Origin of the sequence: Clostridium sp. YIM B02500 (assembly GCF_022324665.1) — a bacterium.
GTDB lineage: Bacteria > Bacillota > Clostridia > Clostridiales > Clostridiaceae > Clostridium > Clostridium beijerinckii.
Genome location: NZ_JAKGTE010000013.1, coordinates 32517 through 51707 on the forward strand (window position 1 = coordinate 32517; position 19191 = coordinate 51707).

16 protein-coding genes are annotated in these 19191 nt (G+C 30.9%); 15 read left to right on the forward strand and 1 reads right to left on the reverse strand.

Going from position 1 to position 19191, the window contains the following annotated elements; all coding sequences use genetic code 11:
* Positions 1-182: 182 nt before the first annotated feature.
* The 15 genes from L1S46_RS12550 (at position 183) to L1S46_RS12620 (ending at position 18087) form a co-directional block, all read left to right on the forward strand.
* Positions 183-761, forward strand: coding sequence for a DJ-1/PfpI family protein (locus L1S46_RS12550; protein ID WP_238900158.1), 579 nt, complete (start codon positions 183-185; stop codon positions 759-761).
* Positions 762-849: 88 nt separating this feature from the next.
* On the forward strand, positions 850-1170 hold the full coding sequence (locus tag L1S46_RS12555) for a hypothetical protein (RefSeq protein ID WP_238900159.1): 321 nt from the start codon (positions 850-852) through the stop codon (positions 1168-1170).
* 120 nt (positions 1171-1290) lie between these two features.
* On the forward strand, positions 1291-1542 hold the full coding sequence (locus L1S46_RS12560) for a dihydroxyacetone kinase (RefSeq protein ID WP_038457840.1): 252 nt from the start codon (positions 1291-1293) through the stop codon (positions 1540-1542).
* Between the two features lie 254 nt (positions 1543-1796).
* Entirely contained in the window at positions 1797-2912 is a 1116-nt protein-coding gene (locus L1S46_RS12565; protein WP_238900160.1) for a transcriptional regulator, read from the forward strand.
* Between the two features lies 1 nt (position 2913).
* On the forward strand, positions 2914-3831 hold the full coding sequence (locus L1S46_RS12570) for an ABC transporter ATP-binding protein (protein WP_238900227.1): 918 nt from the start codon (positions 2914-2916) through the stop codon (positions 3829-3831).
* An 18-nt stretch (positions 3832-3849) separates the two neighbouring features.
* Positions 3850-4644: an ABC transporter permease subunit gene (locus tag L1S46_RS12575; protein ID WP_238859698.1), complete on the forward strand. Its 795-nt coding sequence runs from the start codon at positions 3850-3852 to the stop codon at positions 4642-4644.
* Between the two features lie 331 nt (positions 4645-4975).
* Entirely contained in the window at positions 4976-5524 is a 549-nt protein-coding gene (locus tag L1S46_RS12580; RefSeq protein WP_238859700.1) for a GNAT family N-acetyltransferase, read from the forward strand.
* 412 nt (positions 5525-5936) lie between these two features.
* Positions 5937-6782: a methyl-accepting chemotaxis protein gene (locus L1S46_RS12585; RefSeq protein WP_012059987.1), complete on the forward strand. Its 846-nt coding sequence runs from the start codon at positions 5937-5939 to the stop codon at positions 6780-6782.
* Between the two features lie 577 nt (positions 6783-7359).
* Positions 7360-7722 (forward strand): hypothetical protein, encoded by a 363-nt coding sequence (locus L1S46_RS12590; RefSeq protein WP_238859702.1) that lies wholly within the window; start codon positions 7360-7362, stop codon positions 7720-7722.
* Positions 7723-8094: 372 nt separating this feature from the next.
* On the forward strand, positions 8095-9420 hold the full coding sequence (locus tag L1S46_RS12595) for a TIGR00366 family protein (protein WP_238900161.1): 1326 nt from the start codon (positions 8095-8097) through the stop codon (positions 9418-9420).
* A gap of 187 nt (positions 9421-9607) precedes the next feature.
* Complete coding sequence (locus L1S46_RS12600) at positions 9608-10546, forward strand: 3-hydroxyacyl-CoA dehydrogenase family protein (protein WP_238860105.1); 939 nt, start codon at positions 9608-9610, stop codon at positions 10544-10546.
* 58 nt (positions 10547-10604) lie between these two features.
* The gene (locus L1S46_RS12605; RefSeq protein ID WP_238900162.1) at positions 10605-12131 is read left to right on the forward strand and encodes an acyl CoA:acetate/3-ketoacid CoA transferase; all 1527 of its coding nucleotides are present in this window, start codon (positions 10605-10607) and stop codon (positions 12129-12131) included.
* 208 nt (positions 12132-12339) lie between these two features.
* On the forward strand, positions 12340-14163 hold the full coding sequence (gene atoS, locus L1S46_RS12610; protein ID WP_238859718.1) for a two-component system sensor histidine kinase AtoS: 1824 nt from the start codon (positions 12340-12342) through the stop codon (positions 14161-14163).
* A gap of 346 nt (positions 14164-14509) precedes the next feature.
* The gene (locus L1S46_RS12615) at positions 14510-16480 is read left to right on the forward strand and encodes a methyl-accepting chemotaxis protein (RefSeq protein ID WP_238900163.1); all 1971 of its coding nucleotides are present in this window, start codon (positions 14510-14512) and stop codon (positions 16478-16480) included.
* Positions 16481-16668: 188 nt separating this feature from the next.
* On the forward strand, positions 16669-18087 hold the full coding sequence (locus tag L1S46_RS12620; RefSeq protein WP_238900164.1) for a sigma-54 dependent transcriptional regulator: 1419 nt from the start codon (positions 16669-16671) through the stop codon (positions 18085-18087).
* 222 nt (positions 18088-18309) lie between these two features.
* On the opposite strand, the gene L1S46_RS12625 is transcribed toward L1S46_RS12620, so the two are convergent.
* Complete coding sequence (locus L1S46_RS12625) at positions 18310-19050, reverse strand: GntR family transcriptional regulator (RefSeq protein ID WP_238900165.1); 741 nt, start codon at positions 19048-19050, stop codon at positions 18310-18312.
* Positions 19051-19191: the final 141 nt, after the last annotated feature.

Genomic DNA, 19191 nt, shown 5'->3' on the forward strand with positions numbered 1-19191 from the left:
GTAAAAATCAAATTGAAAGTGACAATACATAAGTTAATATGTAGATTATATATCACAAAAATTTATGTGAGGTAAAAGTGGTAGACTATGTTAATGCAAGAAGTACTTGGCTTAAAATACATACTTCTAAGTTATAAGATTATACGAAAGTTCATGAACAGGAGCAGAGGAAAGGGGATTATATGGGTAAAATATTATTTTTAATTTTTGATGAAATGACAGATTATGAAGTTACATTTATTAGTCATTTACTAAGTTCAGAGGCAGGTAAAGAAATAATTACTATCTCTTATGAAGATAAAATGATTAAAGGACGCTCTGGTTTCTTATATGAACCAGATAAATTAGTTAAAGATGTCTTAAATTATGACGTAGATGGCTTGATAATTACTGGAGGATGGTATGGTGAAGTAAGACCGGAATTAATAGAGCTTATCGATAAAATATATTTAGATGGGAAACTAGTAGGAGGTATATGTGGAGCAGGAACCGTTTTTTTAGCAAAGTCGGGAATTTTAAATAATGTTAAGTATACTACGCCTATTAATCAATGGACACAAAAACATATTGATATATATGGAGAAAATGACCCATTTCCAAGAGAAAATTTTATTTCTGAAAGAGTCGTGAGAGATAAAAATGTAATAACTGCTCAGGGAACAGCTTTTATTGACTTTGCAATAGAAATATGTGATTGGTTCAATTTATTTGAAAGCCAAGAAGATAGAGATTATTTTGAAAAAGAAATTAAGGGATTATAAGTTAATAATTTTGGAATAGAGACTTAATAGTTGTAGAAAAGAGAAGCACTTTAAAGTGAATAATATTAATATAAATAGGAGGAGCATTATGAATGAATTTATAGTATTTAGTATTATGGGCATAGCTTTTTTTGGTTATAGCTTGCTATGTTCTAAGAAAAGAAAAGTTATATATACCATTAATAAATTGAATTTTGTTGTTTTAAATGATAGGTATTTCGATTTGCAGTTAAAAGTAAGCATAATAAATTCGGTCATCATAGTAATTGGATCATGTCTTACGCAAGTTCCTAAGTTAGACTCCATTAAATCAATTATTCTGTTTATTACCATATTAATTTTTTGGATTATGAATTTTAGACTAAGAAAATTGGCAATACTTAAAAAGTATGCTCAGATAAAGCAATAAGTTCTTATCCAATTAGAATCTTTAATAATATTATAAATTAAGGAGAGTATAAGAAATATATGCTTTAAAGTTTATTGTATTTTTAAGATCATTTATTTAAAGAGGAAGAGGAGAAAAAATATGCTTGAATATAAATTTGATACGCAATTATTAATTGAAGGAAAGAATCTTTCAGAAGATGAAATAAATGAATATATAACAAAAAACATTGAGGGAGATTCTCTGCTTGCAGTTGGAGATGATGAATTGATTAAGATTCACTTCCATACAAATACTCCATGGCAAGTACTTGAGTATTGTGCTTCTTTAGGGGAGATATATGATGTTGTAATAGAAAATATGGAGCGACAAGCAAATGGACTCAAAGGCTAAAACGGTGAATTATTGAAATTAAATATAAGGCTGAAAAATCGTATTATTCAAAGAAGATAATATGCTCCCTTTAAGGTAAACAGATAAAAAAATAAAAATCTGTTATTTTAATGGGAGTATTTTTATATCTAAAAATGTGAAGTTTAAAGTTAGTAATTAAGTTTCTTGTAGGTTAACTTTTTCTACTAATATCAACTAGGAATCCATTTACGGAAAATGTAGAAACACATAAAATATTATTAGAGGTGAGGAATATGAAAAAGTTAAATATAGGAGAATGTATTGCTTATAAGAGGAAGGAGAAGGGTATAACGCAGGAGCAATTAGCAGAGTATATTGGAGTTTCTAAAGCATCTGTTTCTAAATGGGAATCTGGATTAAGTTATCCTGATATTTTACTTCTTCCTGAGCTTGCGACTTACTTTAATATTTCGGTTGATGAATTATTAGGATATTCCCCGCAGCTTACAAAAGAAGATATTAAAAAGATTTATAAGGAACTTTCAAATGAATTCGCTATAAAGCCATTTGATGAAGTAATAAATAAATGTGAGAAGCTAATAAAAAAATACTATTCTTGCTTTCCTTTTTTGATTTCTATGATTCAGTTATTAATAAATTATTCTATATTAGCAAAAACTGAGGATATAAAAAATGAAATTTTTCAGAAATGTATATTATTAAGCAAGAGAATAAAAGAAGAATCAGATAATATTTCTGAAATAAAGAGTTCAAATACAATGGAAGCATTGGCACAAATGTTATTAGGAAATAGTGAAGAAGTTATTCGATTATTGGATAATAAATTAATACCGTATAGTGGTGAGGATGTAATGCTAATTAATGCATACAAGATGCAGGGAGAAATAGATAAAGCAAATGAGGTCAATCAAATACTAGTATTTAATAATGTAATAAACATGTTAAGACTTTTAAACAACTATCTTTCAATAAATATTATGGATCGAGTTTTGTTTGAAAAAATTTATTCTCAAGGTATTCAGATCATTGAGTCTTTTAATCTTAATGAGATTTTGACAAATGATGTTTTAGGAATTCATATTGTTGCAGCACAAGGTTATTTAATGCACAAAGATAAGGAAAAGGCCATATGTGCTCTGGAGCAGTATGTAAATATTGTCTGCAAAATAAAGTTTCCATTGAAATTTAAAGGAAATGAATATTTTACTAAGGTTGATAAATGGCTTGAGGATAATAGCTATATTGGAACGAGCACTCCTGTAGATGAGACAACAATAAAGAAAAATTTTTCCTCTGCAATTACTGAAAATCCGGCATTTGTATCATTAAGAGAAGATGAAAAGTACAAATTTCTTGTTAAAAAACTGAAGAGAAAGTTGGATGAATAAAATGAATGCAATAAATATAGAGAATCTTAACAAGTCTTATGATGGAAAGACTAATGCTTTGAATGATATAAACTTGAGTATACCAAAAGGCCAGATATTTGGATTTCTTGGACCTAATGGTTCAGGAAAAACTACAACAGTTAGAATTCTTAATGGAATTCTTTCAGCAACATCTGGTCGTGCTGAAATTTTAGGGATTCCTGTTTTGGAAAATAATATTGAAATTCATAAATTATGTGGAGTTATGACTGAAAGTTCAAGTTGTTATGAGAATCTCACTGCAAAACAAAACTTAATGTTCTTTGGAAAAATGCACGGAGTTGAAGAAAATGTACTTAATGAACGTACTGATTCTATATTAAAAAGGTTGGAGCTGCTAGAGGTGAAAGATAAGAAGGTGAAATCTTTTAGTACAGGGATGAGAAAGAGAGTTTCATTAGCTATAGCATTAGTTCATAATCCCAAAATTTTATTTCTTGATGAACCAACATCTGGTTTAGATCCAGAAAACGCATTAAATGTTACAAAGCTTGTAAAGGAACTTGCAGAAGAAAACGAAGTTACAATATTTCTTTGTACCCATCAATTAAAATATGCTGAAGATATATGTACTCAGTATGGTTTTATAAACAATGGAAATATTCTTGGGGTAGGTACCTTTGATGAACTTGTTTCAAAGAAAAATGCAAAACTTCAGTTAAAAATTAGAGGAAAGAATATTTCTGATAAATTTGGATTTATCTATGAAGGAAATGATATATATAGCAAACCTATTTCAGGAGACCAAGAGGTAAATACTCTAATACAAAGCATTATGAAAGATGATGGAGAAATTTATGAGGCAATGCAGCAGAAATGGTCTTTGGAACAACTGTATTTCAAATATATAAAAGGTACATCTGATGATGTGTCTTTATAAATCAGGAGTGATTAGAATATGAAGAGTAATGAAAAAGCACTTATATATAAAGATATAAATGAGTTAGTAAGTTCAAAACGAGTAATTCTTCCTATGACTATTGTTCCAATTATCTTGACAATAATAGTGCCTCTTGGAATACTCATAGGTGCAAATTTTATTGGAAGTGACTCAAGCACTATTACAAAAATGGCTCCTCTTATAAGGAAATTACCTTATGAATATACAACATACACTCCAGCTCAATTACTAGTAAAAGTGGCTATAAACTTCATGTTTCCATCATATTTTCTTATAATACCTATAATGTGTTCAGCAGTTATTGGGGCTAGTAGTTTTGTAGGAGAAAAGGAACATAAAACTCTAGAGTCCTTGCTTTATACTCCAACATCCATGGAGCAATTACTTAGAGCTAAAATTTTAGGTGTATTTGTTCCATCATACATTGTGACATTGATTTCGTTTGTAGCAATTGGCATAATATTTAATATAGGTGGCTTTATATACTTTGGCGGACTTATCTTTCCAGATATAAAATGGCTGATAATTATACTTTGGCTTTCACCTGCAATTAATTTGCTATCGTTGATACTTACAGTTATGGTGTCAGCAAAGTCAGAAACTTTCCAGGAAGCACAACAAATAAGCGGGCTTCTTGTAATCCCAGTTATTCTTGTATTAATTGGTCAGATGACAGGAGTACTATTACTTAGTAATTTTATAATGATTGTAGCAGGAGGAGTTCTATTAATACTTGATTATGCTCTAATAAAGAGAATTTCTTCAAAGTTCATTCCAGAAAAGTTAATTTAAAATAAGAAAATTTATAAGCGTAGATTCAATAATGAAAGTATTTATTTAAAATTTAATAGAGTGATATCTTGGTGAAAAAATACTGTGATAAAATCTGTTTTTAAACAAATTTCTTGTAGTACTTTTTCACCATTATTTTATTCTATAGGAATTTATATTGGAGTGAAATCTATGAATAACTTTTGAAATTATAAAAAAATACGTAATCTGAGAAGGAGATTTTCTTGTAAATTAATGTGATGTTTTAAATGTGTGTTATAATATGGTAAGGTTTCAAAAGGTTATATAAAATTTGGACAGACTTATGTTATAATGAGTGGAGTTGTTAATTATGATATTTGAAGACAAAAAAGTAAAATTGAAAAATGGAGAAGAATGCATATTAAGAAGTCCTGATGTAAAGGATGCAGAAAAATTAATTGATTACTTAAGAAAGGCATCATCAGAAACAGACTATATGCTTAGGTATCCAGAAGAAATTACTATGACTATAGAAGATGAAGAAAAATTCATCAATGACATTAGCGAAAGTAATAAGGATGTAATGATTTCAGCATTTATTGATGATAAACTTGTTGGAAATTCAAGTATATGTATTATTGGAAATATGATTAAAGTTTCACACAGAGCAAATTTTGGAATAGCAGTTATTAAAGAAGCTTGGAATCTTGGTGTTGGAAAAGCTTTGTTAACTGAAATATTAAAATATGCAAAAAAAGTAGGATTTGAACAAGTTGAATTAGAGGTAGCAAGTGATAACTATAAGGCAATAAACTTATATGAAGAATTTGGTTTTAAAAAGTATGGGACAAGAAGCAACTCTTTTAAATTAAAAGATGGATCATATTACACAGAATATTTAATGATGAAAAATTTATAGGTATTCAAGATTTAATATTATTCGCTTATTCTTAATAAAGCGTTATTTTTGTTGTGTGAGTATTTTAAGTTATATAATAAAAAAATGAAATTGTAGTTTTTGTTTAGATAAAATTCTGCTAGGCACAGTGGTGTAATGTTACAGAATTTGGGGTTAATAGAAAAATATTATAAGCTTTACTAACAAACTAAATAGAAGATGAAATCTATAATTTATTTACATTCAAATTATAAAGATAACTTAGAGATTTATTTGAGATTAAAGTAATATTATTTATAGTTTATTGTTTAATTATATTAATGAAAATAGATTGATATTTGCAAAATAATAAAGGAATTTGACTACTTATGTAGAATTATTAATTCTATAAAGATATAATATAGATGAATATAAATATTTGAGGGGGATTATCATGGGATATAAAGAGCATTTAACTGAGAATTTAACGGACGAGGAAATTTTAAGGGCATTTTCTATTGTTTTGCCATATCTTAACGATTTATCAAGAGATGATACAGCGTTTGGATTAACAGATACTGAAAAATATATCGAATATGAAGATCCTAAAGGATTTCAGTTGCAACTTAGAGCTGGTTCTGAACCATTAGATGTTATAAAAGATTCTTTAAGAAGTGGAAGACTTGAAAAAGGTGATACAAATGTATCTGGCAAAGAAATAAAAGTTATATCAATACCTATTAGAAATTCAAAAGGGAAGATTATTGGAACAATTAGTGATGGAATTGATTTAGATGATACTACTAGATTGGTAAATAGTGTTTCAGAAATATCAGAATCATTAGATCAAGTTTCTACAAGTGTTAGTGAATTAGCTAATTCGGCCTCAAATTTTGCTCTAACTGGACAAAAGACTCTAAAGCAGGCTCAAGATGTTATGGAAACTTCAAAGAAAACATCAGACGCTATAGAAATTATTAAAAGTATCGCTGATCAAACAAATTTACTAGGATTAAATGCAGCTATTGAATCTGCAAGAGCTGGTGAGCATGGCAAAGGATTTAATGTTGTATCAACTGAAATAAGAAAGCTTGCAAGCCAAAGTAAAGAATCAACTAGAACAATAAATGATATTGTTATTAATATGAATCAGTCAATAAATACTATAATTGGAGCTGTAAATGAATCAGCATCAGAAAGCGAAGAACAAGCAGCAGCCATTGAAGAAATAAGTGCTACTATCGAAAGTATAAATGCTAATTTAAAAAGATTAAATGAATTTATTGAAAGATTTGCATAATTTTAAGCAACAATAATAAATAATATAGATATTGAAATATCGCGGTATTCATATGAATTTGCGATATTTTTTATTTAGCAATTTTATAATATATAGATACCTAAATTTAAAACTGCATTTATGTGATAACTTACCGAAATCATAAATATTTTGATTCCGAAAAGCTATGAAAATATCGCTGAAGGTTCTAAGCAGCAGGTTGTATCCACTTTAGCATGCTCCAACTTTCATAGGGAAGCTCGACTCATTACATTCGCTGAGGAAGTTCGAGAAACCAAAATAAAATTTTGGACTCTCACTTCACAAGCTAAAATGGAACAACCTAAAGCTAAGAACCTTTAACAGCTCATTTTCAAATGTTTTCTTCACAAATATATTTATGATTTCTAGTGAAGACACGAACTTAAAGTTTTAGAAACCTTGTAAATATGTTCATCTAATAAATAAAATTCCTAAGTTGTTTATCTGTATATACGCTGAAATAATAAATTTGCACTTGAACTCTAGTAAGTCAAATGCTCAATTAAACATAGAATGTAGAAAATTAATTACAATATATATATGGAAGGAGATAGTCATGAATTTTTATATTTTTACTTTAGCTATATGTTCAATAATATTTTTAATATATGCTCTTAATGGAGTATTTTACATACTGAAAAAACCAGAAGCTATAATTAATAAAAAATTATCGAAAACAAAAAGGATATATGAAATTACAGATGTTGATGAGTATTTAAGTAATTTAGGAAAATTAAATTTATATTCAGCTATTATTCTTTATACAGGTGTTTTAATTTCACTTTATGCTGATAAATATAGATATCAGATTTCAATGTACATATATATCGTAATTTACTTTGCCTATTTTTATTTGATAAGAAGTAGATTTATGAGAAAGGTAGAAAAATGTTTAATTCGTAAAGATGCTAAAGATTAAAATAAATGAGCTAGTGATCAAGAATTTATTCTTAACCAGTGGTAATAAAGTATTTTTGAAGAATAAACATTAAATAGAAAGTGCGCATAGTTTTGCACAGATATTGTATAAAAAGTTCACACTTATTTTTGGAAATAAATATAAGTGTGAACTTTTTCGCTTTTTTATGTTTTAATTTTTGAAAAAATTTTCTTAACATAAAATCATCAAAGTGTCTTAATAAGGCAAAATTTGTTTTTTAACGACATTAATTGTTTAAAAGTTATTTTTAATTCTTAGAAATATGAATTTGGCATATGCTTTGCTTATTAAATAAGGTGTAGTAACAAAGCAAGCTTGTTTGTTAAATATTAAACATAGGGAGGCAAAAAAATGATAAAAGGATTATCTAAATTTTTTACAGCTATTGTTCAAAAATTTCTTCCAGACCCACTTGTTTTTGCAATGATTTTAACATTGATTATGTTTATTTCAGGTATTATATTTACTGGCCATACTCCAATTGATATGATAGGATTTTGGGGTAAGAGCTTTTGGAATCTTCTAGCATTTGGTATGCAAATGGCGTTAATTTTAGTCACTGGTAATGCATTGGCTAGTTCACCACCTGTTAAACGTATTCTGCAAAAGATTGCAGGAGTGCCTAAAACACCAGCTCAAGCTATTATGCTTGTTACATTTGTTGCAGCGGTTGCTAATATTATTAATTGGGGATTTGGTCTAATCGTTGGTGCTTTACTTGCAAAAGAAGTTGCCAAAAAGGTGCGACATACAGATTATCGTTTATTGATCGCGTGTGCCTATATTGGTTTTATGACTTGGCATGGAGGCTTATCTGGTTCAATTCCACTTCTGGCAGCGACTAAAGGGAATCCAATGGAAGCGACAATCGGATTAATTCCGCTAGGTGATACTATTTTTGCTCCGTTCAATATCTTTATAACTGTTGCTTTAATAATAATATTACCTTTAATGACAAGAATGATGATGCCTAAAGATGAGGATGTTGTGGAGATTGACCCAGCATTATTAGCAGCAGAGGCATCAAATGAGACTAGTACTGATACTATAACTGAAAAAACATTTGCAGTACGCGTTGAAAACAGCAGAATTATTGCATGGCTAATTGGTATTCTTGGGGTTTGCTATATGGTTTATTACTTCATGAATGGTGGTTCTATGGATGTAAACGCTGTAAATATGATTATGTTTTTTGCAGGTATCATTCTTCATGGTAGTCCTGTATCTTATATGCAGGCTATAGTTGATGGAGCAAAAGGAACAGCTGGTATAATGGTACAATTTCCTTTCTATGCTGGTATACAAGGCATGATGGATTTGTCAGGATTAGGTGGAATGATTACAAGTGGCTTTGTTAGTATATCAAATACTCATACATTCCCAATTTTTGCGTTTTTAAGTTCAGGAATAATTAACTTCTTTGTTCCATCTGGTGGTGGACATTGGGTTGTACAAGGGCCATTTATAATGCCAGCTGCGCAAGCACTTGGTGCAGATATGGGGAAAGCAGCTATGGCAATCGCATATGGTGAAGCTTGGATGAATATGGCGCAACCATTCTGGGCACTACCAGCTTTAGCTATAGCAGGTCTTAAAGTTCGTGATATTATGGGATTTTGTGTAACAACCTTAATTGTAGGTGCTTTAATATTTGGTGTTGGATTAGCTTTATTTTAACAATTGAAAAAAGCAAAAAGTACGTTTAAATCTAGCCCTTGCAACTTATTTGATACTTGCGGATTTTATACGTATTTTTATCAGTTAATAGTATCAGACTATAGTCTGAAATCTGCAAGGTTAAAGTTTGATTATATTAACATTATTATATGGAAAATTAAATATATGGAGAGAAAGGATGATAAAAATGGATATAAAGAATATAGCAGTATTAGGTACCGGAACTATGGGACATGGTATAGCATTATTTTCTGCCAAGGCTGGGTTAAATGTAGTTATGTATGGTAGGTCAGATGCAAGTTTAGAACGAGGCTTTAATAGTATAAAGGCTAGTTTAAATCTTTTGAAAGCTGAAGGAAAATTAGAAGATAGTGGGTATAAAGAAATCCTAAATAAAATAAAAGGAGTTAAAAGTATTGAAGAAGCTACTAAAAATGTTGACCTTATAATAGAATCGTTGGCAGAAGATTTAGAGCTTAAACAAGAAATATTTAAGCAATTAGATGAGCTTTGTCCACCAAGTGTAATTTTAGCAACTAATACGTCAGGATTAAGTCCAACAGATATAGCTAAATATACAAAAAATCCAGAGAGAATAGCAGTTGCGCATTTTTGGAATCCACCACAATTAATTCCTTTAGTTGAAGTAGTTCCAGGAGAAAAAACATCAGAGGATACAATAGTAAAAGTTATGAAATGGGTTGATTTTATAGGAAAAAAATCTGTTCGTATGGAAAAGGAATGTTTGGGGTTTATAGGAAATCGCCTACAATTAGCATTGCTTAGAGAAGCTTTATATATAGTAGAAAAAGGCTGGGCAAAGCCTGAGGAAGTAGATAAAGCCATTGAGTATGGTCATGGAAGAAGGCTTCCTGTTACTGGACCATTATGTAGTGCAGATTTAGGAGGTTTAGATATATTCAATAATATTTCTTCATACTTATTTAAAGATTTGTGCAGTTATACTGAGCTATCTAAGTTATTGCAAGGTATGGTTGAATCAGGGAATTGTGGAAAGAAGAGTAAACAAGGATTCTATAATTGGTCACCAGAATTTATAGAAAGTAAAGAAAAAGAGCGTGCGGAAGTACTTTTATATTTCTTAGATAGAGATGCTAAAAAGTAACCTGAAGAAATTAAGGCTGTTGAATAAATAAAGTAAGATAAAGTGGGAGGGATTAATTATGAAGTCAAAGGTAATCTCTATAGAACAATCAGTTGATTTAATAAAAAATGGAGCTACTGTTGCAGTAGGTGGATTTGTTGGATGTGCCCATCCAGAACAAATTACATTAGAAATAGAAAAACAATATTTAAAAAGGCATGTTCCTAACAATTTAACATTAGTTTTTGCAGCTGGTCAAGGTGATGGTAAAGATAGAGGATTAAATCATCTTGGTTATGAGGGGTTAGTTCACAGAATAATAGGGGGACATTGGGCATTGACACCAAAGCTTCAAAAACTAGCTTTAGAAAATAAAGTAGAAGCATATAATTTACCTCAAGGAGTTATATCACATTTGTATAGAGACATTGCAGCTGGAAAGCCGGGAACAATTACTCATGTTGGATTGAAAACATTTATAGATCCTAGAATTGAAGGTGGTAAACTTAATGAAATTACAAAAGAGGATATTGTAAAAGTAGTTAATATTGAAGAGAAGGAATATTTGCTATATAAAGCGTTTCCGATAGATGTTGTACTTTTAAGGGCTACTTATGCAGATGAAGACGGAAATGCAACAATGGAAAAAGAGGCTTTAACACTTGATGCAACAGCAATGGCTCAAGCTGCTAAAAATTCAGGGGGAATAGTAATACTACAAGTTGAAAAGGTTGTAACTAAAGGTTCACTTGATCCAAGAAAAGTTAAAATCCCAGGAATATATGTTGATGCTATAGTTGTTGCATCAACAGAAAACCAAATGCAAACTTTTAGTGAAAACTTTAATCCAGCATATTGTGGAGATACTAAGGTACCAGTGGATTCAATAGAACCATTACCACTTAATGAAAGGAAGGTAATAGCAAGAAGATGTGCTAAGGAACTAGTACCAAATGCTGTTACTAATTTAGGTATTGGCATACCAGAAGGAATAGCTATAGTTGCTAATGAAGAAGGTATTGCAGATCAAATGACTTTAACTGTAGAACCAGGTGGAGTAGGTGGCGTACCAGCAGGTGGACTAAGTTTTGGAGATTCAACAAATCCGGTTTGCATACTGGACCAATCCAGTCAATTTGATTTTTATGATGGAGGCGGTCTTGATGTAGCTTTCTTGGGATTAGCACAATGTGACAAATCTGGTAATATAAATGTTAGTAAGTTTGGACCTAAGATTGCAGGTTGTGGTGGGTTTATTAATATAACTCAAAATGCTAAGAAGTTAATATATTGTGGCACATTTACAGCTGGTGGTTTAAAAGTAAAAATTGGAGAAGGTAAATTAATAATAGAAAATGAAGGTAAGGCTAAGAAATTTGTTGATGCTGTCGAGCAAATTACTTTTAGTGGTGAATATGCATCAAGCATTGGACAAACTGTCCTTTATGTTACAGAAAGAGCCGTATTTAAGTTAACTAAAGAGGGGTTACTTTTAGAAGAAATAGCTCCAGGAATAAATTTAGAAAAGGATATTCTAGATAATATGGATTTTAAGCCAATAATATCTCCTGAATTAAAGCTTATGGATGAAAATATGTTTAAATAGTTGATTTAATAAGTTCTTAATTGCAATTCCAAGAATATACCTTGTTCATGAATACCCCGCTAAGTAGATCTCAACACAAATGCTTACTTAGTGGGGTAATCTAATTATTATGCCGCAAGGATTTGCCCTTGCTTGACACGAAAATATAGACATATCATAATTATAAATGAGATATATGTAAAATATTAATATTTATGGGGGTATCCTGATGAGGCTTCTTAGTATGCGTTATAAGCTTATAATTATTCTTGCACTTGCGGTGGTAGTACCGCTTATTGGAAGTGGCTATATACTAATTTATAGTGCGGAAAAAGCTATGAATTCAGAGAAGGAAAGCAAGCTCTATGGAATAGCAAGAACTTTGGATGCTAGTATGGAAGGTGATTTTGAATCCTTATTATCTATAGAAGCTAAGAGTGCTTCGCATGACGAAAAGGTACGACTACTTAATCAAAGACTATCAGGAGTTACGGAAAAAATTGTTTCGGGAAATCCCGGAGTAGGAGCTGGGTATTATTCTAAAGATCTCGATTGTATTATTACATATGGACCAGGTTCTGAATATGACACCACGGTTGGACAATCAATAAGTCAAGAACATTTGGGCCGGGAAGTAATGGAAAAGGGGATACCTTTGACTGCAAGTGGTAAGATGGTTAGAGGGAACATTCTAAATGCCATGGTTCCGATCATTCGAAATAATAATGTAATCGGATACGTATGGGCTAATGAAATGACTGAAAGTATAGAGCGTCAAATAAATGAGATGGAAATTGTGATGTACGAAGGGTTAGCTATTGCTTTAGTTGTTGGGTTAAGTATAAGTATGACTTTAGCAAATAGAGTTTCTAATTCCGTTAATGGTATTATTCAAGGACTATCTAGTTTGGGCAATGATTTAAGTCAACGATTGCCAGAAATTAATGGTGAATTTGGAAAGATTGCTTCTGCCATTAATGGAATGGCTCAAAGTCTAATGAATACACGTTCACATACAGAAATTATTATGGAGAGTATGGTAGATGGAATTATTACAATTGATAATGATGAAAAGATAACAGAGATAAACGCTGCTGCTTGGTCTATTATGGGATTAAATAAAGATGTGATTGGAATTAACTATAAAGATCTATTCTCCGGGAATGCTAAAGTTCTTGACATAGTGCTAGAAACTTTACGTTTCGGTAAAAAAATTATTGGATATGAAGTAGAATTTACTCGTTCGGACGGTACAATTATTCCCATTAGTGTCAGCACATCTATGCTATGTAATAATAATAATGTATTGGGTGTAGTTTTAGTTTTCAAAGATTTATCAGAGCATAAGGCTTTTGAGGATTATGTAAGGAGATTAGATCGTCTTGCCGCAGTTGGAGAACTTGCTGCCGGTGTAGCTCATGAAATACGTAATCCTCTATCAGCTATTTCAGGGAGTGTGCAAATTTTGGTGGATGAATTGCCAAAGGATAATTCGACACGGATTTTTGGAAACGTTGTATTGAAAGAGGTTGATCGTCTTAACGGCGTTATTGAAGATCTCTTGTATTTTGCTAAACCTTCAAAACACTATGTGACATCAATTAATATCAACGAACTTGTGGAAAATTCTCTTTTTTTACTTTTACCGAGTATAAAAAAGGAGATTGTTGTTTTAGAAACACATTTTGATCAATCAATTGAAGCTATTTCAGTTGATGCTCAGCTTATTAAACAAGTTTTAGTTAACCTATTACTAAATGCGACACAATCTATGCCTCAAGAAAACGGAAAAATTACAGTTACAACACAAAGGGTGATTAAAGGGATTGAGATTATCATAGAAGACAATGGAAAAGGGATTGATCAGGAAAGTTTACCTAGGATTTTTGATCCTTTTTTTACTACAAAGGATACAGGTACGGGACTAGGACTTGCTGTTAGTAACAAAATCATAGAAATTCACCAAGGATACATTCGAGCTGAAAGTATAGTTGGTATTGGAAGTACATTTACAATATACTTGCCTTATGAAAGTGGAATTAAGGAAGTATAGTGTAAATTTAAATATAGAAAAATATATTAAATACAATTTAAGACTTGTAATCTTAAAAATAGATAAAATTATGTTGCATAACAGAGCACGTTAATATTAATAGTATGACAAGCTAATGCTATTAATATTGCATTGATGGTAAAGTAGCTCAAAATAAATAGAATTTCATCATTGAGTTCACAAAAAATAATCTCACTCTTTAATGTCGCTTTTTGGTATAGGGATTTCAACTGTAATATAAAATTTTAAAAGTATCATTTGAAATACAAAAAATGTCTGAAGTATTTATGCATTAAGAAAAGTAATTTATTACGTTATATTAATTATAAAAAGATGGGATGATTTTATGAAAAGTATTAAGACTTTACTCACGGTTGTTAGTATAATTATTATTTGTTTATCTATGACCGTACTGGAGGTTACAAGTTATATAGAAACAAAACAGATGGTTGAAACAGAAGTGAAGACAAGCATGACTTCTACCACTCAATCAACAGCTAAAGAAATTGGATTGTGGCTTGATATTAGAAAGTCGGAGATGGAAAGTATTGCAAGTTGCCCAGTTTTTGTGAATGGGAGTAGGCAGGATATAATAGATTATATGTCTTCTGAAACAAGTCGTCTTCCTCTATATAGTGCATTTTGGCTTTCAGATGCTAATGGAGATTGGTATTCGGCTACAGGTACAACAGGGAGCATAAGCGAAAGACCTTATTATAAAGAATTACTAGCTACAGGAAAAACAGTGATATCAGATCCTTTACTTGGTAAGGCAGATGGAAAAATGGCTGTAGTTGTTGCTGTTCCGATAAAGGTTAATGGTACTATTAAAGCTATCTGGGGTGGTAATGTAAAACTTGATGAATTAGTACAATACATATCTTCTATAAAAGTAAAACAAAATGGTTATGCTTCACTTAATTTAACAGATGGAACAGTAATTGCAAATCCTAATAAAGATTTAATTCTTAAATATAATCCATTAAAAGATGAGAAAATTGAACCAAAACTAAAAGAAATATATGAAAATATGTTCAAAGGTGAAACTAATGTTGAATATTATGGCTTTAATAAGCAATATATATCATATAAGCCTGTTTCGGGAATTAATTGGACAGTTAGTCTGATAGTGTCTAAAAGTGAATTTACTGGACCACTTACACAACAAATTTATAAATCAGCTTTAACTTTAATAATCACTTTAGTAATAGTAATAATTTTATTTCTATTTATGTTAAATAAAATTCTAAAACCATTAAAGACTATAGAAGATATGTCATTATGTATCTCAGATGGTGATCTTAGTGTTGCAAAGGTGAGAGTTAATTCAAAAAATGAATTTGGCAGACTCGCTAAAACTTTTGAAAATATGATAATAAATTTGAGAGGATTAATTGAACAAGTTTCAATATCATCTGATAATGTAGCAACTGCCTCAAGGCTGTTAACTGAAAGTTCTGAGCAAACTTCGGATGCATCAAATCATATAGCAACAACTATTATGAATATATCAGAAGGAGCTAATAAACAAGTGGAAGTTGTAAATGAAACTTCCTCTGAAATTAAAGAGATGGATAAAAAAATAAAGAATATGGCAGAGAACACAGACAGCATGATAGAAACAGTAGGAGAAACTGCAAATGCTGCACAATTAGGAAGTAAAGCTGTTAGCGAAGTAATTGTCCAGATGGCTAAGATTGAAAAAGCTGTTAACAGCTCAGCAAATGTAGTTGAAATATTAGGTGAAAGCTCAAAGGAAATAGGACAGATAGTAGATACAATATCTACTATAGCTAAACAAACAAATCTTTTGGCACTAAATGCAGCAATAGAAGCAGCATGCGCAGGAGAAGCAGGAAAAGGATTTGCCGTAGTGGCAGAAGAAGTACGAAAACTTTCTGAGGAGTCTAGTGTAGCATCAATGCGGATAGCAAAACTTATTGGAGATATTCAAAGAGAAACTGACGATGTTATAATTGTAATGAAAGAAGGAACTCAAGAAGTAAAAAATGGAACTGATGTTGTAAATTCAACAGGTAAGGCATTTAGTCAAATATCACAGGCAGTTGAGTGTGTAGCAGCCCAAGTAAGAAGTGTATCTGAGACGGTAGAACAAATATCATCAAACAGTAATAAGATTGTTACTTCAATTCATAAGATAGAAAAAATTGGTGGTGACACTGCAGAGAAAACACAGACAGTAACTGCAACAACGGAAGAACAATCTGCATCAATGTATGAAATTGCTGGATCAAGCCAGAATTTACTAAAACTATCTGAAGACTTGCATGAAGCTATAAGTAAATTTAAATTATAGATACATTTCTTTTAAAAATGAAAAGTTTTTTGTGAAAAGTTTATTGTTTTATTATTATAAATTTCACTTTAATATTTATTATTATATTCAACTAAATTCCATATTTCAAACATTAGATTTAAATATGGAATTTGGTTGAATATTGATATATACTGTAAAATGTTGTATAACTAAAGTAGATTAATAATATGTTTATAAAAAGAAAGGCTGATTACAATATGACAGAAAGTGTTCGTGTTTTAGTAGCTGATGATGAGATAAGCTTGAGAATGGTACTTCAAACAGCATTAAATAAGGTTGGATATGAAGTAGATACTGTTAAAAATGGAAAAGAGGCACTTTGTATGGCGCAGGAAAATCACTATGATGTCGCTATCCTTGATATCCGTATGCCAGAGGTGGATGGGTTGCAGGCATTTTATGAAATTCATAAAATTAAGCCTAACTTGCCAATTATTCTTATGACTGCATTTGGAAGTTCGGAAACTGCAGTTAATGCTATGAAACACGGTGCTTATGACTATATATTAAAGCCTTTTAACCTTGATGAAGTTAAAATTATTGTAAGTAGAGCTATTCGCATGCAACAATTGACTAAAGAAGTTGTATACCTTACGCAGGAAGTGCAAGAAATGGGAATGACAGCAATGACCCCAGGTAAAATTGTTGGGGAAAGCTCTAAAATCCAAGAAGTATATAAAATAATTGGACGAGTAGCGAATTCAAAAGCTACGGTATTGCTAACAGGAGAAAGTGGGACAGGTAAAGGAATGGTTGCTAAGGCTATTCACTATGCGAGTGACAGGAGAGAAAAGCCATTCATTCAAGTGAATTGTGGTTCGATTCCAGAAGGTTTATTAGAGAGTGAGATATTTGGACATGAGAAGGGAGCATTTACAAGTGCATTTTTTCAAAAACCAGGGAAATTTGAACTGGCTGAAGGTGGGACACTTTTTTTAGATGAGATTGCGGAGATGAGTCCAAATCTTCAGGTAAAACTTCTCAGGGTGTTGCAAGAAAAAGAGTTTGAACGTGTTGGTGGTACAAAAACATTTCATACAAATGTACGTATTATTGCAGCAACAAACCGTGATCTGAATAAAGAGATATCTGAAAAGTCTTTTCGGAAGGATCTATATTATCGACTTAATGTTGTTTCAATCTGTTTACCTCCACTTTGCGAAAGGGGAGAAGATATTGTTTTACTAGCTGATTACTTTTTAAAACGTTTTTCTGTAGAAGTAGGACGGAATGGTATGTTTTTCGCTCCAGAGGTTTTGGATATTTTTCGTAACTATTCTTGGCCAGGAAATATCAGGGAATTAGAAAATGCAGTAGAACACGCTATTATTATGAGCAACACCCGTGTTATTTTGCCGGAAAATCTTCCACTTAGCATAAAAGTAGAAGATGTAGAAGCGGATGGTACTACTATTCTTGGAGATGATTCTTTCAAACCTTTGCGAGAAGTATTGCTAGAAGTTGAAAAGCGTCATATATCCGAAGCTATAGAACGAACAGGTGGAAACCGCACACAGGCTGCAAAGCTCCTTCAGATTTCACGGAGAGCCCTTCTGTATAAAATTAATGAGAATAATATCGATTAAATTATTATATGTAAACATGAATTGAGTTCGCGTTAATAAATATTTTTTTTTGTGGATTTTAAGGGTCATTCTTCATCTACACCATGAAACCCACGACCATTTGTATGTGGCTTAAATAGCTGCTTACAAGTGGTCGTGTTTTTTTATTGTCACTGGTAGTCCACAAATCATGAATTTTAATTAGATGATTATATAATAAGCTACACAGAAGAAGGAATTGATTTAAATATTATTTACTAAAACAGTATTGAATTTAAAGACGTCATATCTATGATGCGTTTTCGAATATTCGAAAATCTTACCATTTTCTAAATAACATATTTTCTCAAGTTCTATAATAAAGTCAGACTCTGTCAAATTTAAATAAAGTTTATCGTTAGAGTTAGCCTCATCACCTTTTATAGAGATGTGGGCACTTTGAATTTTAAATCCAAGTTCATTAGTTATGTAATCATAAATAGAGCCTTCTAAATGTTGTTCTTTTAGTCCAGGTATAACATAAATAGGCATATAAGTTTCTTCTAGTATTTGTGGGTCATTATCTACAGATCGTAATCGTAAGATTTTATATATATATTCATCAATGATGTTAAGTTTTTCTGCAATTTCTTTAGGTGGCGTGATAATAGAAAAATCTATCACCGTTGATTTCAGATGCTCTTTACTAAATTTTTTAGAATAACCTGAAATATTATCTAATTCTATAGTAGTTCTGTTGGACAGATTTTCCTTAACATAAGTACCAGAGCCCTGTCGTCTTATTAGCATACCTTCTTGAACTAATAAATCTAATGCTTTAGCTATTGTAAGTTTACTGCAATTATAGCATTCAGCTAAAGAATCTCCATCTGGAATTTTTTCATTGGTTTTATAAATATAGTTATTTATCTTATTCTTTATATCTTCATATACTACTTTGTATTTAGGCGGCATATATAATCTTCCTTTCTCAATTGTTTCCACACATATATTATATATCAGATATAAATAAAAATATACAGGAATTTATATATCTTTTTGCAAAAGGTATATATCTTTTTAAAAAAGGTATTGATTATTTTGAAAAGGACATATATAATCATAATTGAAAATGTTTTCTGCTCG

Bases quoted from the DNA above. Each gene is read 5' to 3' on its own strand.
- L1S46_RS12550 (WP_238900158.1), top strand. From the start codon at position 183: ATGGGTAAAATATTATTTTTAATTTTTGATGAAATGACAGATTATGAA.
- L1S46_RS12555 (WP_238900159.1), top strand. From the start codon at position 850: ATGAATGAATTTATAGTATTTAGTATTATGGGCATAGCTTTTTTTGGT.
- L1S46_RS12560 (WP_038457840.1), top strand. From the start codon at position 1,291: ATGCTTGAATATAAATTTGATACGCAATTATTAATTGAAGGAAAGAAT.
- L1S46_RS12565 (WP_238900160.1), top strand. From the start codon at position 1,797: ATGAAAAAGTTAAATATAGGAGAATGTATTGCTTATAAGAGGAAGGAG.
- L1S46_RS12570 (WP_238900227.1), top strand. From the start codon at position 2,914: ATGAATGCAATAAATATAGAGAATCTTAACAAGTCTTATGATGGAAAG.
- L1S46_RS12575 (WP_238859698.1), top strand. From the start codon at position 3,850: ATGAAGAGTAATGAAAAAGCACTTATATATAAAGATATAAATGAGTTA.
- L1S46_RS12580 (WP_238859700.1), top strand. From the start codon at position 4,976: ATGATATTTGAAGACAAAAAAGTAAAATTGAAAAATGGAGAAGAATGC.
- L1S46_RS12585 (WP_012059987.1), top strand. From the start codon at position 5,937: ATGGGATATAAAGAGCATTTAACTGAGAATTTAACGGACGAGGAAATT.
- L1S46_RS12590 (WP_238859702.1), top strand. From the start codon at position 7,360: ATGAATTTTTATATTTTTACTTTAGCTATATGTTCAATAATATTTTTA.
- L1S46_RS12595 (WP_238900161.1), top strand. From the start codon at position 8,095: ATGATAAAAGGATTATCTAAATTTTTTACAGCTATTGTTCAAAAATTT.
- L1S46_RS12600 (WP_238860105.1), top strand. From the start codon at position 9,608: ATGGATATAAAGAATATAGCAGTATTAGGTACCGGAACTATGGGACAT.
- L1S46_RS12605 (WP_238900162.1), top strand. From the start codon at position 10,605: ATGAAGTCAAAGGTAATCTCTATAGAACAATCAGTTGATTTAATAAAA.
- atoS (WP_238859718.1), top strand. From the start codon at position 12,340: ATGAGGCTTCTTAGTATGCGTTATAAGCTTATAATTATTCTTGCACTT.
- L1S46_RS12615 (WP_238900163.1), top strand. From the start codon at position 14,510: ATGAAAAGTATTAAGACTTTACTCACGGTTGTTAGTATAATTATTATT.
- L1S46_RS12620 (WP_238900164.1), top strand. From the start codon at position 16,669: ATGTTTATAAAAAGAAAGGCTGATTACAATATGACAGAAAGTGTTCGT.